This is a genomic window from Vibrio nigripulchritudo (assembly GCF_027924785.1).
Classification (GTDB): Bacteria; Pseudomonadota; Gammaproteobacteria; order Enterobacterales; family Vibrionaceae; genus Vibrio; species Vibrio nigripulchritudo.
In genome coordinates, this window is the sequence record NZ_AP027049.1 from 1,787,092 (window position 1) to 1,806,125 (window position 19,034).

A 19,034-nucleotide genomic window follows, 5' to 3' on the forward strand; every position below is an offset into this window, starting at 1 on the left:
TTTATCCTTTGGTTGCGCGTGATTTTATGGCGTCTGCCAGCATGTCTAGCATATCGACCGTGTGCTCCCAGCTCAAGCATGGGTCGGTGATTGACTGCCCATAAGTCAAAGAGTGAATGTCGTTCATCGGCTGGTTACCTTCAAGAATGAAGCTTTCTGCCATAATGCCTGCAATGTAATTTGAACCAGAACGGATTTGGTCACAAATATCTTGCGCCACTTCCAGTTGTTTACGATGCTGCTTTTGGCAGTTAGCGTGACTAAAGTCGACCACAAGTTTTTGTGGTAAGTCGAATTCTGCTAATTGCTTGCAGGCATTTTCAATCGATTCAGAATCGAAGTTAGGTCCTTTATCTCCACCACGAAGAATAACGTGACCATAAGGATTACCCGATGTGCGGTAAACCGTCATTCGTCCATTCTTGTCTGGCGAGTAAAAGTAGTGAGACGCGTGGGAGGCGCGAATTGCATCAATGGCAATCTTAACGTTTCCGTTCGTGCCGTTTTTAAAGCCAACAGGGCAGGAAAGTGCAGATGCCATTTCGCGATGAATCTGAGATTCAGTAGTACGTGCTCCAATCGCACCCCAAGTGATGAGGTCGGCAATGTACTGACCAGTAATCATGTCGAGGAACTCAGTCGCCGTAGCCAATCCGAGTTTGTTAATGTCCAGAAGTAATTTACGCGCTTTGTTTAAGCCCGCTTCCAGCGCATAAGATCCGTCTAGGTTAGGGTCGGTGATCAAGCCTTTCCATCCGACAACGGTTCTTGGCTTTTCAAAATAAGTACGCATAACGATGAAAAGCTCATCTTTGTACTTGTCCTGGATGTCACTCAAACGCTTCGCATAATCCAGCGCAGCATCTGTGTCGTGAACCGAGCAAGGGCCAACAATAGCGAGTAGTCGGTCATCTTCACCAGCTAAAATGGCTTCAATTTGTCGACGAGACTGTTCGATTCGCTCGGCAACGTCATCCGTGAGTGGGTGAGCTTGAACTAGCTCTGCAGGGGTAGGCATAGGACCTAGCGGCTGAGTTCTTAATTCGTCTGTCTTTAAGGGCATGTTCACGCCTGTTGTTGTACTACAAAGCGGTTAAGATAGCTGAAATCCATAAGGGAATAAACACGCAATTCTCCATATGAACAAAAACTTATCTTTACACGCGAAATATCGCAAAAAAATGCCCGAAATGTACAGCTGACTTGACATGCTGTTGTTAGAACTTGACGCAATAAAGGCCTAAGTTATCCAGAATTTAGTGTGGTGACACTGTCACTTTTTTAAGGTGGTTTTAGAAGACGATCTTAATCTTTGTTTACATTTTGTTGACATTTACAGTGGCTTTTATTTAACTGGTCAGACAAGTTAAATAAATTAGGAGCAACGGATGCTCTCAGCTCTCCAAAAAGCCAATCTCTATCTTCAAATTTTTGGATTCTCTAAAGTGCCACTGATTTGGCTCTGCAGACCTAAGATTCTAAATATTGATGAGCAGTCTGTAGAAGTTCGCATCCCACTGCGAAGGCGAACCAAAAATCACTTGAACAGTATGTATTTTGGCGCGTTGGCAATTGGCGCCGATTTGGCTGGCGGCTTTATGGCGATGGGAAAGGCTCAAGAAAGAGGTGGAAAAGTTTCTCTGGCGTTTAAAGCTGTAAAAGGTGAATTTCTAAAAAGACCGGAGCGAGACGTTCATTTCACGTGCTCGGATGGTGAACTGATTGACCAGATGCTGGATGAGACGTTTTTAACAGGAGAACGGGTCAATAAACCAGTAACCATTACCGCCACTTGCCCATCCTTAAATGGAGATGAGCCCATGGCGGTATTTGAGCTGGTGCTATCAGTGAAAGCAATTAAATCGTGATTTGTTCAATGTCGACGATCTTTGAACGGTTTAGCACGATTTTCCAACGATAGTAATTGGGTTCAGCATCGTGATTGTCTTCTTTAATGATTAAGTTCAGCAAATGACGTTTTTCAACGGATTCTTTGCTTACCTGACCATCTTTTAGTTGATAGATCTTGCTGGAGCCCTTGTCCATTAATCGGGCAATAGGGCTCAGGCTCACGTTTAGGGTTTCTCTCGTTTGCTCGTAACCACTCATAAACAGAGTGGTGGTCATTTCAGTCTGGCTTCGGTAGTGCAAAACTTGCTCTTCTCGTTGAGCGACCCGGCGTTTGCGTATTTTCTGAATTCTGTCTGGCAGTTTGGAATAACTGGTGTAATCGAGCCATTCGATTTTCTGCCCCACCATTTTATTGGTGCTTGGATCGAAGTAACGACCACGCCATTTGGGTTTGCCTTTACGTATCCAGCGCCAAAGTATGTCCCTGAGATCGTCTTTAAATATCTCACGCAGGGCATAAATGAAAGACATGATAATGATGAAAGACACGGTAATTTCTCCCAGGCGATCTCTCATCAGAATGGCAATGGTGGTCACAAATATCATCACAAAACCCGTCGCGATGCCTTTTACTGCACGCATCACGTTCTTACCCATAGAACGGTTTTTCTTTTTCAAAACGATAGGGTATTCAATTAAACGTCGCAACAAGCGCATTTTGTTCGACATGCGGGTAATGTCGTTGCGCGCTTTCTTCGAGTTGTAGCGATTGAGTTCACGATGCGCCACCTCTTTTTCGCAAAGGACAATCAAACGTTCTTTGATTGCACCGTACTCTTTGCCTCGTGGAAGGTGTGCCACCAATGAGAGAAAGTGCTGTTCCGTGTACCAGGAAAGGTAGTTGTCGATGTTAGCGTAATAGCGTTTCTGAGTTTCATCATACGGAATGGAGCGGCGCAGTCGCTTGAGAATGTCTAATGCGATACCAATAACGTCATCCACTTCTTCTTCGGTGACGCTGTCACGAGATTGTTGATTCAATTCGTCTACAGCCTTATCCAGAGCGATAAGGTATTGGTATGCATACAAACTCAAACTAACACGATACTGGTTATTAGAAAGTTGTCCCCGTTTCGCCAACCGGCTGTGTACGAGTGGCAGGTGTGTTTTGTCACTGTAGTAGGCGCGTTTTTCACTTATCGCCCCGTAGTAAAAATCGTTTTCAGACAAAACGTCTGCGCTGAGCCCTAATTCCCCTGGGGCAAATATATACACGTCCAAATCCAACATCTTGGTGGTCGGCATAACGTGCGTAATTTTTAAAGTTAATGCGTCTTGTTTTTCAACCGTTATCAAATAGAAGTCCTTTCTTTTTATTTTTATGTCGTGAAAGCGTAATCAAAAGATTGGTATAGAATAATAAGTCAGATATCAATAAGCCAACAAGCACTGCTGTTGTTTGCTGCATCGTATTGAAAATGAAGAGTGATTTACCTAACCAATGATAGCAGAATTAACGTATAATCACCGCCAAATTTAAGATGAGTAACACCTTAACATGATAAAAATTGGTCAAACCAACACATTGGAAGTGGTTCGCAAAGCAGAATTCGGTCTGTTTTTGGATGCGGACGACTACGGCACTGTGCTTCTGCCCAACAAACACGTACCTGCTGGTGCAGATTTAGGCAGTGAGATTGATGTTTTTCTTTATTTCGACTCTGACAACCAGCTCTGTGCAACGACTGAAATGCCGATTGCTCAGGTAGGCGAATGGGGTCTGATGAAAATTGAGGGCATCAACAGCACAGGCGCATTTGCCAGCTGGGGGATTGATAAGAAAGATCTGCTGATTCCATTTAGCGAACAGCGTGCTCGTTTTCGCCCCGGTCAGGAAGTGCTTGTGCATGTCTATACCGATAAGGCATCAGGTCGAATTGTAGGAACAACCAAATTCAATAAGTGGTTGGACAAAACACCTGCGAAGTACACCAAAAACCAGCAGGTAGAATTGATTATTGCGGAGCGAAGCGATCTCGGCTTCAAAGCGATTGTTAATGGTGAGCACTGGGGAATGATTTTCCGCTCGGATGTATTTGGAAAGCTGTTTATCGGTAAGCGTTTAAAGGGCTACATCAAGTCTGTGCGTGAAGATGGGAAAATCGACCTGTCACTGCAAAAAGTCGGTACCGCAAAAATGGACGACCTAAGCAACAAGATCATTGAGACTTTGGAAAAGAAGGATGGATTTTTGCCGCTTAATGACAAATCCACACCAGAGGCTATTTTTGCAATTTTCCGTACCAGTAAAGGTACATTTAAAAAGACCATTGGTGGGTTGTATAAGCAGGGTAAAATCGTTATCGAGAAAGATGGTATTCGATTAAATAAGTGATTTTAAACGCCACTTATGTATTTCTAGAATTCCCGCCCAAAAAGAGCCCAGAACGATTCCTGTTCTGGGCTAGGGGAATGGCTCTTTTGTAAAGAGCCTGCGCTAATTGCTTTTACTAAAGCATAGTACACATAGGCTCAAATACCACCATATATAGTGCCTAGAACAGGTTTCCGTCCCTAACTAGTTCTCTTGGAAGACCATTTTTTATTCGGTTTCCTACCCATTTTCCGATTCCGATGACATCCTCGCCAAATTTAACGATGACTTCACCTTTGCCGGAGAGGTTCTCAGGGCGGACATCTCTTCCCATAAACCATTCTCTGGCGTCCTCGATATTCAAAGATATGCTTTGAGTTTCTTCACCTGTTGAGAGCGCCATAATGGCTTCATGTTGCCAGCGGTAACCTTTCTTATGCGCTTCTGCCAGCTTAATGCCCATGCGATCAAAGCGAATTTCGCCGATCATCGACTCAAGTGCAGTAGGGAACAGCCATACCTCTTTGTCTCGAAGCCATAGTTGGGTTTGGTCTGGCAATGAAATTCCTAGCGTTTCGGTTAGGTGATTCTCCACGTCCTGACTGATTTTTTTCGATGCTTTGTCAAACGGGAATTTACCCAGACGCTTTTTCACTTCTGGAGACTCAACAGAATGGTGTTTACGAAGGCGAGCAACAAAGAAGCCTTCGCTATCAAAAATCTGTGGGTAAATATGAAGGAAACCATCGTCGGTAATCGCATTTTCAGCGCTTTCGAACAAACCATTGAGTGGTTCAAAATCGACGGCGTCTCCAAATTTATCTTTTAAGTGATGGCATACTTGCTGATTTTCTTCCAGATTCAGAGTACAGGTCGAGTAAACTAATACGCCACCGGGCTTCAATGCGTAGAAGGCACTTTCAATCAAATCTTTCTGGGTGTGGGCGATATCAAGAACCGATTCTTTGCTCCAGTTGTTCATCGCATCTGGGTCTTTACGAATGGTGCCCTCACCAGAACAGGGTGCATCTAGCAAAATGGCATCAAACTGTTCTGGTAACCATCCACCGAATACGCGTCCATCAAAGTTGGTTAACGCAACGTTTCGCACACCACAACGTTGGATATTTGAGTACAGCCCCTTAATTCGGCTGGCAGAAAACTCGTTAGCAACAAGAGCTCCCCGGTTATTGAGCGCTGCTGCAATTTGCGTTGTTTTTGAACCGGGCGCTGCTGCAACGTCTAACACTGTATTCAGAGCATCAACGTCATTATCCGCGAGTAATGCCGTAACAGGCATCATTGAGCTGGCTTCCTGTATATAGAAAAGCCCAGCCATATGTTCCGCTGTGTTTCCAAGAGGAACGGTGTCAGTTTCTTCTCTTTCAATCCAGAAGCCAGTGCCGCACCAAGGCACAGGTGTCAAAGTCCAGCCTTTCGCCTCTGCTCGACCTAAAAAGTCTTCAACTGAAATTTTCAGAGTATTCACACGAATACTTCGACGCAGCGGACGTTTACATGCCGCGATGAATTCATCCATATCCAAATGAGAAGGCATAATATCTTGAATTTGACTGATGAATGCGTCTGGGAGTTTGATGTTAGAGTGCAAAGTGGTATCTCTGAAGAAAAATTTGCTGCCAATTCTAACGGAATATAAAAAAAATGCAGCCTAAAGTAAGGCTGCACTAATAGTTTACGGCGGCTTAAATTACCTAGGGATCGGTGTACGCCATTCAAGCCACTCTGGTTGTGACACTGCATAAAGGAAGAACGCTGACTTTTCTTTCGCTTCAGGAGGAAGAGGGCGTGTATCCGGAGTAGCAAATGCAATGCCTCCGCGGACTAAGCTGTCAACCGTACCTGCTTTGATTTTGGCGCCGGTAATGCCTATCGACACATCGACACCGGAAACGTTCCAAAATACTGTATTCTCACGTACTAAGTGTTCAAATTGATGATCAACCTGAATGGTGGTGATGATGCGATCGGCAAACGCCCCCAGATTTACGTCGATTACACGACCCACTTCCATGTCGCGGTATAAGAGAGGCGTACCAACGGAAATAGAGTTTCTTCGTTCGCTCTGGAGCTGAAACTCTTTGCCCTGTAACTGGCTACTTTGCATATGAAGTTTGAAGGCGAATGCACTTTTCTTGCCTGCCGGCTCCACATCAATGTATTTCGACAGCAAGGTTTCGATGTTTTTTACACCTCGTAAACCAACTTCCGGCTGAACAAGCCAGAAGTGCGATTTATCCAAAGCGATGTTTTTAACAAATTCTGGAAGAATCCGAGCTTTAATTTCGACTTTCTCAGCAGTGAAGTTTGGCGTAACCAAAGTGACTTCGCCAACTGGAACCCCTTGGTATCGAATTTCCATACCCGAAGCGACGCCAAGAGCACTGTCACTGGTCAGAGTAATCAAACGTCCGTACTTTCTCGCTTCATCGTAGTTGTCATACAGTTTCCAGTACTGTTTTAGCTTGTTTTCCACGCCAGGTAGTGAATCAAAAGCAATACCGCCTTGAATCAAGGTTTTGACTGGCGCTGCTTTTATGTTGACTCCGTTAAGGTCGGCGTTGACTTCAATACCAGAACGATTCCAGAAAACGGTGTTTTTGCTTAGCAAATGTTTGTACTGGTTATCCATTTTTAAGTGGAGCAGTACGCCTCCATTTGTCAGCTTGAAATCGGATACTTTACCTACCTGTAGATTACGGTAGAGAAGTGGCGCACCTTTGGAAACCGAAGGTAAATTCTGACTAAACAGGGTAAGGTCGTATGAGCCGGATTTGTTAAATTCAGCGAGTTCAGCAAGCGACTGACTGGCAAATAATGGGTAATTCGTTTTAGGTTTCTTACTACCAGAAGAAATAAAACTGATCGAACCTGAAAGTAAGCGTTTGGCTGGTGGCACCGATACGCTGATCCCAGAGTCAGTCAGCTCGGCTTTTGCGCTTCCATCGACAAAGAAGCGGTTGCGGCTTTTGATTAAGTGGGCGTATTGTGCGTCAATCAGTGCCTTCATCTGAACCTGATCATTGTCCAGTTCAATGTCGATGATGCTCCCGACCTGAATACCGCGATAGAGTACATGAGTTCCGTATTCCAGCCCAAAAGAATCCTTCGACGTGAAGGTGACTTCCAAAGAACCGGGCTTTTCCAGTGCAAATACGGACTTTCTGATGGCGGTAAATTCGCGTGATTTCTCTCCCTGACCGGGTACCAGTGTCAGGAAGTTACCTGTCACAAGGTTTCCGATGTTTTCAATCCCGGTTAGGGAAACTTCTGCTTCTTCCAATAAGAAGCGTGTACCTGTATTCAGTGTGTCGGCGAAGCTTGGTTGAATGGATGCATAGGCGATGATTTTTGTTCTATCGAGAGAAAGCTGAATATCCGTGATCTGACCAATTTCAATGCCACGATAAACAATCGGTGCGCCATTGGTACTGACCTTGTTGTCGTTTGGTAGCTCTATCTGGATAGGGATACCGCGACCTGCGGTTTTTAGATCGGGATAGAGCTTAAACTCCGCCCCTTCAGTAATCGGTTGTCCTTCGTCGGGCGAGTCCACAGCAATTGCACCGCCCAGCATAGCACTCAGGCTTTCTACCTTAACGTCTACGCCGTCAAACCCAACGTTTGCACCTATTCCACTTACGTTCCAGAAGCGGCTTTCACTGGAAACCAGGTGACGGTATTCGTCTTCTATGAAAGCTCTGATACTGACTGAGTTACCATCAGGGTCCAGCTGATAACCATACACTTCACCAATGGGGATTTTCTTGTAGACGATCTGGGAACCGACTGAAATCGAACCCAGATCGGAAGAGTGGAGCACAATATTCAGCCCCTGATTTGCTAGCAGATCTGTCGGGCTGTTTTCCAACGCGGTGTAGACGGTATCGAAGTCGTCATCTTCGTCACCACTGGCGCCTGGGTGAATGGCGATGTAGTTACCGGATACTAAAGCATCCAGACCAGATATGCCGGATAAGCTGGCTGTCGGTTTAACCAGCCAGAATCGTGTCTGACCGCTCAGTAGTTTGGTGGCTTCCGGGTAGATATCCGCTTCAACAAAAATGTTATCCAGTTCAGGGGAGAGTTTGATATCACGCACCATGCCCACTTCCAGACCTTGGTAACGAATGGTGGTTCTGCCTGCGATAAGCCCCTGAGCGTCTGAGAAATAGATCTGAATTCGCTGACCCGCTTCGTTGACGGCTTTAACGACCAGCCAGCCCGCAAGGCAGATAGTTATGATCGGCAAAAGCCAGAGAGGGGAAATGCCAATGTCCCGTTTTACACGTGGTGTATGGGCGCTTTGATTGTTGTCTAAACTACTCATTTAACGTCGCTTTCCGTTCCGGGACTTCTTTATGGTCCCATATTAACCGGGGATCTAAGCTCTCAGTTGCCAGCATAGTCAATATGACGACAATCGCAAAGGCAACAGCTCCATATCCCGGTGTAAAATCAAGAATTTGTCCTCTGTCTACCAGAGTCATCATGATCGATATGACAAATAAATCCATCATCGACCATTTACCAATCCATTTCACAGCAAAATAAATGTTCATTCGTGTTCTGTGACGTGTTTTTTGTTTGAACTGGACACTCAAAAGGATGTACCCAAGCCCAAGAATTTTGATGGCAGGAACCACAATCGATGCCACAAAAATGATCACCGCGATGCCGGGCATTCCGTTTTTCACCAGAGACGCCACTCCGGAAAAAATCGTGTCTTCCAGTCGCTTTCCGTTGGTCAGCAAAATGGAAATGGGAATTACGTTAGCCGGGATAATCGCAATGGAAGCGGCAATCAAATACGCCCAAGTTTTCTGAACTGAAAAGGGGCGCCTGTGATGCAGAGGGCTATCGCAGCGGTCACAGCGAATCGAGTCCGGTTGCGACAAATGGCAACTGTGGCAGTGAATGTCTTTTCTTGGGTAGTCGAACCCTGATTCTGGCTGCCATGTTTCCCAATATCGGCGAACGCTGATTCGGGTGACAAGCATGAGCGAAAACAGCTGCAACATAATGAGCCCCAGCAGTCCCCATCCGACAAAAATATCCGCGTAATCCTGCAACTTGAAGCAGGATATACCAATGCTGATCAGGAACACATCGAGCATCATCCAGTGTTTTAGGTGCTGAATATTAAGAAGAGAGTATTGAAGGGGGCGAAACCAGCGGTAGCGTAATGACAGATGAGCCACCACCACAGACATGCAGACAATAAAAGGTGCAATTGAGGCGCAGAACAGAACCAGCAACCCAAGCCCGACAAACCCTTCCTGCATTAATGAAAACGTGCCGTCGGGAAGGGTAGCCGGAATCATCACCCCAAACAGACGAATGCTGATAAAGGGAAAAAAGTGAGAAGGGATAAAAAGCAGAAGGCAGGCGACAGCTAACGCTAAGTCGCCATTAATAGAGCGCTCACCACCGCGGTACAACTGAGTGTTGCAACGGGGGCAATGTGCGCTCTGCCCCTTAGGAATGTCCAGCTTATCGACAGGGAGCTCACAATGCTGGCAAAGGCGTACTTGATTGACTTGCTGCGAGTGTTCCTCAGTCAGCGTCATCTTACTTTCCGCGTTGTAATCTTTATCGATTTCTTGTGACAATGTCACGCTCCGGTTTGAACGCTACCATAGAGTGTTTGATACAGCCCATCCTGTTGAACCAATTCAACATGCGTACCTGCTTGAGTTACTTGACCGTCTTCTAAAACATAGATCAGATCAGCTTGTTTTACGGCAGACAATCGGTGAGCAACAATCAGTGTTGTTCTTCCAGCGAGGAACTGATTCAGAGCAGAATGCAAAGCAGACTCAGTAGCTGTATCCAGCGCCGACGTGGCTTCATCCAGAATAACGAACTTCGGATCGCTCAGAACCATGCGAGCAATAGCCAGCCTTTGTCGCTGTCCTCCCGATAGCCTTACACCTTGTCGACCGATTTGAGTATCCAGACCATCGGTCAGCTGCTCTGTTACATCTTGTAGCTGCGCCACTTCCAGTGCTTTCCAAAGCTCTTGGTCACTGTGATTGCTGCCTAAAGTCAGATTATGCCTTAAGCTGTCATTAAAAAGTATAGGTTGTTGTAATACAACGGCAATTTGTTTACGTATGAGCTCAAAGCCTATATCGTCTGAAGAGTGACCATTAAACGATATCTGCCCCGAACTTGCTCTGTAAACCCCGATTAAAAGCTGAATCAGGGTAGACTTTCCTCCGCCACTTGCCCCCACAAGCGCTACCTTTTTGCCTGCCGGAATTTGAATCGACAACTCATTGAGCACCGTTTTTTCATCGTTGTAAGCGAAAGTGACGTCTTTGATATCGACATCCACGCTGTTGCTCATGCCAAATGGATCCACTTTACCACCAGTGCGTTTTTCTTCTTCAAGGGCAAGTAAAGAGTTAATGCGTTTCAAAGCAGCTTTTGCGCTGTACCAGGAAAATTGAATTCCCAGAAGCTCCTGAACGGGCGTGAGCATAAACCAAAGGTAACCGAATACCGCAAAAATCTGACCTATGGTCAGATCACTAAACAGGACCATAAGCATGGCAACAGCCCTGAACAGCTCAAAGCCAAGTAAAAATAGTAAGAATGATACTCGACCAGCCGCTTCCGACTGCCACGCGTATTTGTCGGCGTCGACTCGGATGTCGTTCGCTTGCTCTTTCAGCTGATCCAAGAAAATACTTTCTTTGTTAGCAGCTCGCAGTTGGTAAATGCCGTCGAGTGTTTCAATCAGTCGATTTTGGAAGCGTTCAAAAGATTGGTTTTCTCTCTTCTTTAAGTGCTTTACTTTGCCGCCAAGCTTACGAGAGAAGTAAATAACAATAGGGTTAACAAGCAGAATAAAGAGCCCAAGTCGCCAGTCTAGCCACAGGAGAATACCCGCAGTACCGATTACAGTAAGAAAGCTGACAATAAACTTGCTCAGTGTCGACCCGATGAATTGATCGATGGTTTCGATATCAGTGATTAAGTGGGCATTGATGCCGCCACTTCCGCGCGTTTCGTACTGTGCAATGCTGATTCGACCCAGTTTGTCGATCATGATTTCACGCATCTTACAAGTTATTGTCTTGGATACGAGTGTGAACTGCCGACTTTGAAGAATATTAAGCGCCTGCGATGCGCAACGCATCAAAATAACCAGCAACAGGGTAAGGCCTATATAACCCGTTGGAGTTTGCCAGTATTCGGGTAAAACCTGATTCATTGCAGCCAAACCACCGGCTGGCTGGTCCATAAGTACTTCATCGACCATAAGTGGCATAAGTAGGGGAATGGGCACACTGATTAAAGTCGCAGCAATTGCAATCAAGTTAGCGACCATCAAGCGCTTTTTGTGTTTTTTTGCTTGTGTTAAAAGCCACGAACGGCTAATAGTGTGTTCTCTCATAACGAATTTTTTACAAATGCCAGTTTTATTACATCAATGTGGCATTGTACGTACATCTCAGGGAAAAAGAAGAAAATGATAGAAAAGCAGTACCAGACTCTGACAAAGCAAGCACAGGCGATCATTGAAGGGGAGACGGATTTAATTGCCAATTTGTCGAACCTAAGCGCCTTGCTGAATATGGAGCTGGACAGGCTTAACTGGGTTGGTTTTTATCTTATGAAAGAAAACGAGTTAGTGCTCGGTCCATTTCAAGGTAAGCCTGCTTGTGTGAGGATTCCGGTTGGGCGAGGAGTTTGTGGAACTGCTGTTGTAGAAGATAAAGTTCAGCGAATTGAAAATGTCCACGATTTTGAAGGACACATTGCCTGTGACGCAGAAAGTAACTCAGAAATTGTGATTCCATTTCGAATTAATGGAGAAATTGCTGGAGTACTGGATATTGATAGCCCTGAAATCGGGCGTTTTGACCAAAAAGACGAAGCAGGTTTGACCTTCTTAATGAAGGAAATTGAAAAGCTGCTCAATTCCCACGCGAACAACGATTAATTTACAACTTGGTTGTGGTTTTTCCTAAGCATGTCACTATAATAGCGAAAATATTTACATGAACGCTTTGCGGACAGGCCGCAACAACCAGGAATCCTCATGGAAAACACTGAAAAGTTAAAAAACAGCAAAGAAGTTATTGCATACATTGCTGAATGTTTCCCTAAGTGCTTTACTTTAGAAGGTGAAGCTAAACCATTAAAAATTGGTATCTTTCAAGATTTAGCAGATCGTCTGAGTGAAGATCCGAAAGTAAGTAAAACTCAGTTACGCGCTGCTCTAAGACAATACACGTCGTCTTGGCGTTACCTACATGGTGCAAAACCTGGCGCAGTTCGTGTGGATCTGGACGGTAACGAATGCGGTGCCCTAGAAGAAGAGCACGTTGAACACGCTAAGACTGCACTTGCAGAAAGCAAAGCGCGAGTTCAGGCTCGTCGTAAAGAGAAAGCAGAAAAAGCACGTGAAGAAGGTAAAGCGAAAGCGAAGGCAAATAAGCCTCAAGCTCGTAAAGCGAAGCCTAAAGCACAAAAACCTCAGAACAATAAAGCAGCAACGCCTACACGTCCGTTGAATGACGATGACATGATCATTGGCAACTCAGTGAACGTAAACATGGGTAAAGGGAATATGGCTGCTACAATTGTTGAAATTAACAAGGATGATGTGCGTGTGCAGCTGAACAATGGCCTGCAGATGGTCGTAAAAGCGGAGCACCTACGCGCTTAAAGGAGAAATTCCTACGCATGAAATGTCGTTCTAAATTGACTCTGATTGCTGCCAGCTTTATGTTGGCGGCGTCAGCCCAGGCTCTCGAAGCCAAACTTTCCAAAGCCGACTTGCCACTTCTTGCTCCTGAAGTCCAACACACCACAGCGAGCAAACGAGTGACTTCCAGACTGACTCGTTCACACTACAAGCATTTCAATCTTAATGATGAATTCTCTCAGGCGATGTTTGATCGCTACGTAGAAATGCTTGATTACAACAAAAACATCTTCACTCAAAGTGACATCAACTCATTTGCTGAATGGTCAGTACAGCTTGACGACCAGTTGAAATCTGGCAGCAATATGATTGCGTTTAAGTTGTATAACCTGGCAAACGAAAAGCGTTTTGAACGCTTTGCTTACGCGTTAACTCTACTGGATCAAGAGATCAAGTTTGATACCGATGAATCGATGATGGTTGATCGCTCTGATGCCAAATGGCCTACAAGCCAGGCAGAGATTAATGAGCTTTGGCGCAAGCGAGTGAAATACGATGCGCTAAACCTGAAGCTGACAGGCAAAGAGTGGTCAGAAATTAAAGAAGTGCTCGAAAAGCGTTACAACAACGCAATGAAGCGTATTTCTCAGACCAAAAGCGAAGACGTTTTCCAGCTTTACATGAACGCGTTTGCCCGTGAAGTAGACCCGCATACCAGTTACCTTTCTCCTCGTAATGCCGAGCAGTTCCAGTCGGAAATGAACCTTTCACTGGAAGGTATTGGCGCGGTTTTACAGATGACCGAAGATTACACCGTGATTCGGTCGTTGGTTGCTGGTGGTCCGGCTTCTAAAAGCAAGCAATTGTCGGAAGGCGATCGCATTATTGGCGTCGCGCAAGACAAGGAAGAGATGGTTGACGTTATCGGATGGCGTTTAGACGACGTAGTCCAGCTCATCAAAGGTCCGAAGGGAACAAAGGTGCGTCTGCAAATTTTGCCTGAAGCAAAAGGAGCAAAAAGTTACGATGTCACCATTGTTCGCGATAAAATCCGACTTGAAGACCGCGCTGTAAAATCTGAAGTATTTGAAAGAGATGGCAAGAAAATTGGCGTTCTTGAAGTGCCAAGCTTCTATGTTGGTCTTTCCAAAGACACAGACAAATTGATCAGCGAGCTAAAAGAACAAAACGTAGACGGTATTGTTGTTGACCTGAGAAACAACGGCGGTGGTGCGTTAACTGAAGCAACTGCTTTATCTGGTCTGTTCATTAAGAGCGGTCCGATTGTTCAGGTTCGTGACAGCTATGGTCGCATTGAACAGAATAGTGATACTGGCGGGCAGATCAGTTATGACGGTCCGGTTACTGTTCTAGTCAATCGCTACAGTGCTTCGGCATCTGAAATCTTTGCTGCGGCACTTCAGGATTACGGTCGAGCCGTTGTTCTGGGTGAAAACTCGTTCGGTAAAGGTACGGTTCAGCAACACAGAAGCTTGAATCATATCTACGATCTGTTCGAGAAAGAGCTGGGATATGTTCAGTACACCATCCAGAAATTCTATCGAATCAACGGTGGCAGTACGCAAAACAAAGGCGTTGTTCCAGACATTGCATTCCCAACTGCCGTTGAACCCGAAGAAACGGGTGAAAGTGTAGAAGACAATGCATTGCCTTGGGATCAGATCAAAAAAGCTGAATATTCAGTATTGGATGACAAGTCTAAGTTAATTGCTGAGCTTACTGCGCTTCATGACAAGCGTATTGCTTCTGACTTGGAATACTCCTTCATTAATGAAGATATTGCTGAATACAAAGCAGAGAAGGAAGAAAATTCAATTTCTCTGAATGAGGCTGCTCGTAAGCAAGAACAAAATGAAGCAGAAGATAAGCGTTTGAGCCGAATCAATCAGCGCCAGAAGGCGATGGGAGAGAAGGTTTACAAGAGTTTAGAAGACCTGCCGAAAGATTACGAGGCACCGGATGCTTACCTTGATGAGGCGGTAGCGATAACGGTAGATATCGTCAAGAAAACAACCTCTTAAGGTTAAATAATTTGAAAAGCGAGCATTGTGCTCGCTTTTTTATTGTCAAAAATTAATGTGATATAGATCTAAAATTTTGGGTATTTACTCAATTCACTTCTAAGCTTAAAGAAAAAGCGAGGTAGAAGTGATGAGAGTATTACTATTAATTCTTACCTGTTTTTTGTTAGGTTCGACTCATGCCGAGGTGAAGCAAAAAGCGGATTTGACCCAATTTACCCATCCATTTTTGCTGGGAGACTGGTATCTTTTCAACCCTGAACCAGATGACTCATCAGAAGATTTTCTCGCTATCCGTCTGACCCTTGAGTCTGACTACATCTTCACTATAGAGATTCAGAAGAAAGACCACAGTGTCGATTACTGGCAGGGTCGATATGAAGCGGATGAATCGACACTTGTACTAGGTCTAGATACTGACACTCCTCAAATCTATCAATACCAAAACAATCACAATCAGCTCAATTTAAACGGCGTTGTCTTCCAGAAAGCACTGCCTTCAGCACTTGTAGGGAGCTGGACAAGCGAGTCACTGGGTGGTGATGACATTCTAGCTAGTGACGTGAGCAAAATGGACTTAGTGTTGAAAGCAGATTTTGTCTTCTCATTCCGGGTTGAATCCAGCGAGGGTGTGGAAGCTATTCATGAAGGCATCTATATAATTGAAGGCGACCATTTAGTCCTAATGTACAGTGACGGCGAACACGATTCCCGCTACACACTTGTCGATGATCAGCTCACCTTAGACAGCCAGTCGTCAGATATGTACGCTGTCCTTAATCGAGTAGAATAACCCCATCTAATTTACCGGAATAGCAGCGTATGCTATTCCGGTATCATTTTGTGAGACTTGCAGTTTTCCATTATCTTCTTTAGCCGTCTTGTCTTATGATACACCTGTCGAGATATACCTAAGTAACCTCATACCTGATCTAAGTTCAAATACTCCTATTTAGGCTACAATCGTTTAAGCCGCTTTGTTGCCATGCAACACAAAGATATCTAAAAGGAAATTTCATTATGGCTCAGAACCCTCAAGCCAAATATCGTAAAGATTACCAGTCACCAGAATTCACTATTACACACGTGGATCTAACGTTCGATTTGCACGATACAGCAACGGTCGTTACTGCTGTTTCCAATGTTAAAAAGCTTAAAGACAGCACAACGTTGTTTCTAGATGGAGACGAGCTGAAATTACTGAATGTTAAAGTTGATGGTCAGGACTGGACTGATTATCAAGAAGTGGAAGGTGGTCTCGAAATCAATGGGTTAACTAACGATTTTGAGCTGTCTATTAAAACAGAAATTAATCCATCGACCAATACGGCGTTGGAAGGGCTATACAAATCGGGTGGTGGTTTTTGTACTCAGTGTGAAGCAGAAGGTTTCCGTCGAATTACCTACTATTTAGATCGTCCAGATGTATTGGCAATTTTCACAACAACCGTTATTGCAGACGAAGAACAAAACACTTACCTACTGAGTAACGGTAACCGAGTAGCAGAAGGCAAGCTGGAAAACGGTCGCCACTTTGCAAAATGGAATGACCCACATCCAAAACCTGCATATCTGTTTGCGTTAGTCGCCGGGGATTTTGATGTTCTGCGTGATAAATACGTCACCGCTTCTGGTCGTGAAGTCGATTTAGAGATTTACGTAGACAGAGGAAACCTGGATCGAGCACCATTTGCGATGACTTCGCTGATCAATTCGATGAAATGGGATGAAGAGCGCTTTGGTCTTGAATACGACCTGGACATTTACATGATCGTTGCTGTTGATTTCTTCAACATGGGGGCGATGGAAAACAAAGGTCTGAATGTTTTCAACTCTAAATACGTTTTGGCGAATGACAAAACCGCAACCGATGATGACTACCTTGGAATCGAAGCGGTAATTGGTCACGAGTACTTCCACAACTGGACAGGCAACCGTGTCACTTGCCGCGACTGGTTCCAATTGAGTTTGAAAGAAGGGCTAACCGTATTCCGAGATCAGGAATTTTCTTCTGATTTGGGTTCTCGTGCTGTCAATCGTATCAATAACGTCCGTGTTATCCGTGGTCCTCAGTTTGCGGAAGATGCGAGTCCAATGTCTCATCCGATTCGCCCTGAAAAAGTGATAGAAATGAATAACTTCTACACTTTGACTGTCTATGAGAAGGGCAGTGAAGTGATTCGTATGATGCATACTTTACTTGGTGAAGAAGGCTTCCAAAAAGGCATGAAGCTTTACTTCGAACGCCATGATGGTACGGCAGCAACTTGCGAAGACTTTGTCGCTGCGATGGAAGATGCATCCGGTGTCGATCTCAAGCATTTCCGTTTGTGGTACAGCCAGTCGGGAACACCGGTTGTAGATGCCGAAACCGAATACAACGCTGAAGCAAACACTTTTTCGTTAACGCTAAAACAACATACACCAGCAACACTAGAGCAAAAAGACAAACAGGCTCTGCATATTCCGTTTGATATTGAGCTTTACAATCAGGATGGCAGTGTTATTGAGTTACGCTGTAACTCTGAAAAAGTTCATAATGTTCTGGACTTCACTCAGGCAGAACAAACCTTTGTGTTTGAAAATGTTGAAGAACGTCCGGTCATCTCGATGCTTCGTGAGTTCTCTGCACCTGTAAAACTCAACTACGAGTATTCAGATGAAGATTTGAGTTTCTTGATGGTTCACGCGCGTAACGATTTTGCTCGTTGGGATGCAGGGCAAATGTTACTGGCAAAATACATTAAGCTGAATGTAAGCCGTCACCAGAAAGGTGAATCATTTGAACTGCCTGAAAATGTTGTTGACGCATTCCGCGGTTTGCTGCTGGATGACTCACTAGAGCAAGCATTTATTGCTGAAGCGATCAAAGTACCTAGCGAAGTCGAAATTGCAGGTTGGTTTAAACCAGCTGATGTCGATGCTATTCGATTCGTTCGTGAGTCGATTCGCAAAACTTTTGCAGCAAGCATGAGTGATGAGCTAAGTGCGATTTTCCACAGTAATAGCCAAAAGAATTACGTGGTAGAACACGATGCCATTGGCAAGAGACTGCTCCGTAATACTTGTTTGAATTACCTGGCGTTGACAGCACAGGGTAACGACTTGGTGAAAACAGTTTACCAAGAAGCAAACAATATGACGGATACTCAAGCGGCATTGATGGCTGCGAACGCTGCGCAGTTGGCTTGTCGTCAAGAATTGATGAATGACTTCAGTGACAAGTGGAGTCATGATGGCCTGGTGATGGATAAGTGGTTTGCACTTCAAGGCACGAACCCAGCAAGCAATGTGCTTGAGACAATTCGAGATGCAATGAACCATCAGGCGTTTGACCTGAAAAACCCTAACCGTACTCGTAATCTAGTAGGGACATTCTTCGGTGGTAACCCAGTTAATTTCCACAACAAAGATGGTAGTGGTTACCAATTTGCAGGGGAAATTCTGGCAATAATGAATGAGAGTAACCCTCAAGTTGCGTCTCGCCTGATTGATCCGCTGCTGAAATACCGTAACTACGATGAAGAGCGTCAGGCATTAATGCGCAAAGAGCTGGAAAAACTGTCCAAACTCGACAATCTGGCCAAAGACCTCTTTGAAAAAGTAACAAAAGCGCTAGAATCTTGATTAAGACTGACTAGCAGAAGAAAATAAGTGGCAGTTTTTACTGCCACTTTTGTTATCTATGAACCAGTATCAATTTTCTCTAAACATCACCTATCAAGAGTTTTTGAATCACTATTCTGGGGCAGCCAGTTCCGTAATTGTGTATACAGACCAAGGATTAAAAATCCAATTACCTGCATCTCGTTTCAGACCGTTTCTTAGTCAAATTGGTGTCAAAGGGCGATTTAGACTAACAACTGACCAGAATAATAAGTTTCTCAAGTTAGAAGCTCTGTGAATCAACGAGTTTTCAGAGAGTTAAATAGGTACCTTAATCACAGATTCAGACTTTTTTCTCTTTCCCACACGCAATTCATTTAACCTTTTATCAATATTGCTTTTACAATATATGTATGCCTGATTTTTCTAGTCAGGTTAAGGCATTACCAAGTTGCAGTAAGGGCGAAAGACCCAAGCA

At 44.6% G+C, this 19,034-nt stretch carries 14 protein-coding genes; 8 read left to right on the plus strand and 6 right to left on the minus strand.

Annotated elements, in window-relative coordinates; translation table 11 throughout:
* Position 1: 1 nt before the first annotated feature.
* Positions 2–1,063 (minus strand): 3-deoxy-7-phosphoheptulonate synthase, encoded by a 1,062-nt coding sequence (locus tag QMG91_RS08175; protein WP_022550778.1) that lies wholly within the window; start codon positions 1,061–1,063, stop codon positions 2–4.
* A 325-nt stretch (positions 1,064–1,388) separates the two neighbouring features.
* On the opposite strand from QMG91_RS08175, the gene QMG91_RS08180 reads away from it, so the two are divergent.
* The gene (locus tag QMG91_RS08180; RefSeq protein ID WP_281830203.1) at positions 1,389–1,868 is read left to right on the plus strand and encodes a DUF4442 domain-containing protein; all 480 of its coding nucleotides are present in this window, start codon (positions 1,389–1,391) and stop codon (positions 1,866–1,868) included.
* Here the strand turns inward: QMG91_RS08180 and QMG91_RS08185 are convergent.
* Positions 1,858–3,207, minus strand: a complete 1,350-nt coding sequence (locus QMG91_RS08185) for a hypothetical protein (RefSeq protein ID WP_004399696.1) — start codon at positions 3,205–3,207, stop codon at positions 1,858–1,860. The genes QMG91_RS08180 and QMG91_RS08185 overlap by 11 nt on opposite strands.
* Positions 3,208–3,409: 202 nt before the next feature.
* Here QMG91_RS08185 and QMG91_RS08190 point away from each other — a divergent pair, with 202 nt between their 5' ends.
* Positions 3,410–4,246, plus strand: a complete 837-nt coding sequence (locus QMG91_RS08190) for a CvfB family protein (RefSeq protein WP_281830205.1) — start codon at positions 3,410–3,412, stop codon at positions 4,244–4,246.
* Between the two features lie 160 nt (positions 4,247–4,406).
* Here the strand turns inward: QMG91_RS08190 and rsmF are convergent, their stop codons facing one another.
* The 4 genes from rsmF to QMG91_RS08210 form a co-directional block, all read right to left on the minus strand.
* Positions 4,407–5,837: a 16S rRNA (cytosine(1407)-C(5))-methyltransferase RsmF gene (gene rsmF, locus QMG91_RS08195; RefSeq protein ID WP_281830207.1), complete on the minus strand. Its 1,431-nt coding sequence runs from the start codon at positions 5,835–5,837 to the stop codon at positions 4,407–4,409.
* A 99-nt stretch (positions 5,838–5,936) separates the two neighbouring features.
* Entirely contained in the window at positions 5,937–8,576 is a 2,640-nt protein-coding gene (locus QMG91_RS08200; protein ID WP_281830209.1) for an MlaD family protein, read from the minus strand.
* Positions 8,569–9,816, minus strand: a complete 1,248-nt coding sequence (locus QMG91_RS08205) for a paraquat-inducible protein A (RefSeq protein WP_022550773.1) — start codon at positions 9,814–9,816, stop codon at positions 8,569–8,571. Before QMG91_RS08205 ends, QMG91_RS08200 begins: the two co-directional genes overlap by 8 nt.
* Before the next feature lie 44 nt (positions 9,817–9,860).
* Entirely contained in the window at positions 9,861–11,651 is a 1,791-nt protein-coding gene (locus tag QMG91_RS08210; protein ID WP_281830211.1) for an ABC transporter ATP-binding protein, read from the minus strand.
* 75 nt (positions 11,652–11,726) lie between these two features.
* Here QMG91_RS08210 and QMG91_RS08215 point away from each other — a divergent pair, with 75 nt between their 5' ends.
* From QMG91_RS08215 to QMG91_RS08240, 6 genes are all read left to right on the plus strand, one after another.
* A complete protein-coding gene (locus tag QMG91_RS08215) occupies positions 11,727–12,200 on the plus strand; it encodes a GAF domain-containing protein (RefSeq protein ID WP_281830213.1) in 474 nt (157 codons plus the stop codon).
* Positions 12,201–12,299: 99 nt separating this feature from the next.
* Complete coding sequence (proQ, locus tag QMG91_RS08220) at positions 12,300–12,929, plus strand: RNA chaperone ProQ (protein WP_281830215.1); 630 nt, start codon at positions 12,300–12,302, stop codon at positions 12,927–12,929.
* Positions 12,930–12,946: 17 nt separating this feature from the next.
* Entirely contained in the window at positions 12,947–14,950 is a 2,004-nt protein-coding gene (prc, locus tag QMG91_RS08225) for a carboxy terminal-processing peptidase (RefSeq protein ID WP_004401683.1), read from the plus strand.
* Positions 14,951–15,080: 130 nt separating this feature from the next.
* On the plus strand, positions 15,081–15,743 hold the full coding sequence (locus tag QMG91_RS08230; protein ID WP_022550769.1) for a hypothetical protein: 663 nt from the start codon (positions 15,081–15,083) through the stop codon (positions 15,741–15,743).
* Between the two features lie 227 nt (positions 15,744–15,970).
* Positions 15,971–18,577, plus strand: a complete 2,607-nt coding sequence (gene pepN, locus QMG91_RS08235) for an aminopeptidase N (protein WP_281830219.1) — start codon at positions 15,971–15,973, stop codon at positions 18,575–18,577.
* 58 nt (positions 18,578–18,635) lie between these two features.
* Entirely contained in the window at positions 18,636–18,854 is a 219-nt protein-coding gene (locus QMG91_RS08240; protein ID WP_004409160.1) for a DUF2835 domain-containing protein, read from the plus strand.
* Positions 18,855–19,034 lie beyond the last annotated feature (180 nt).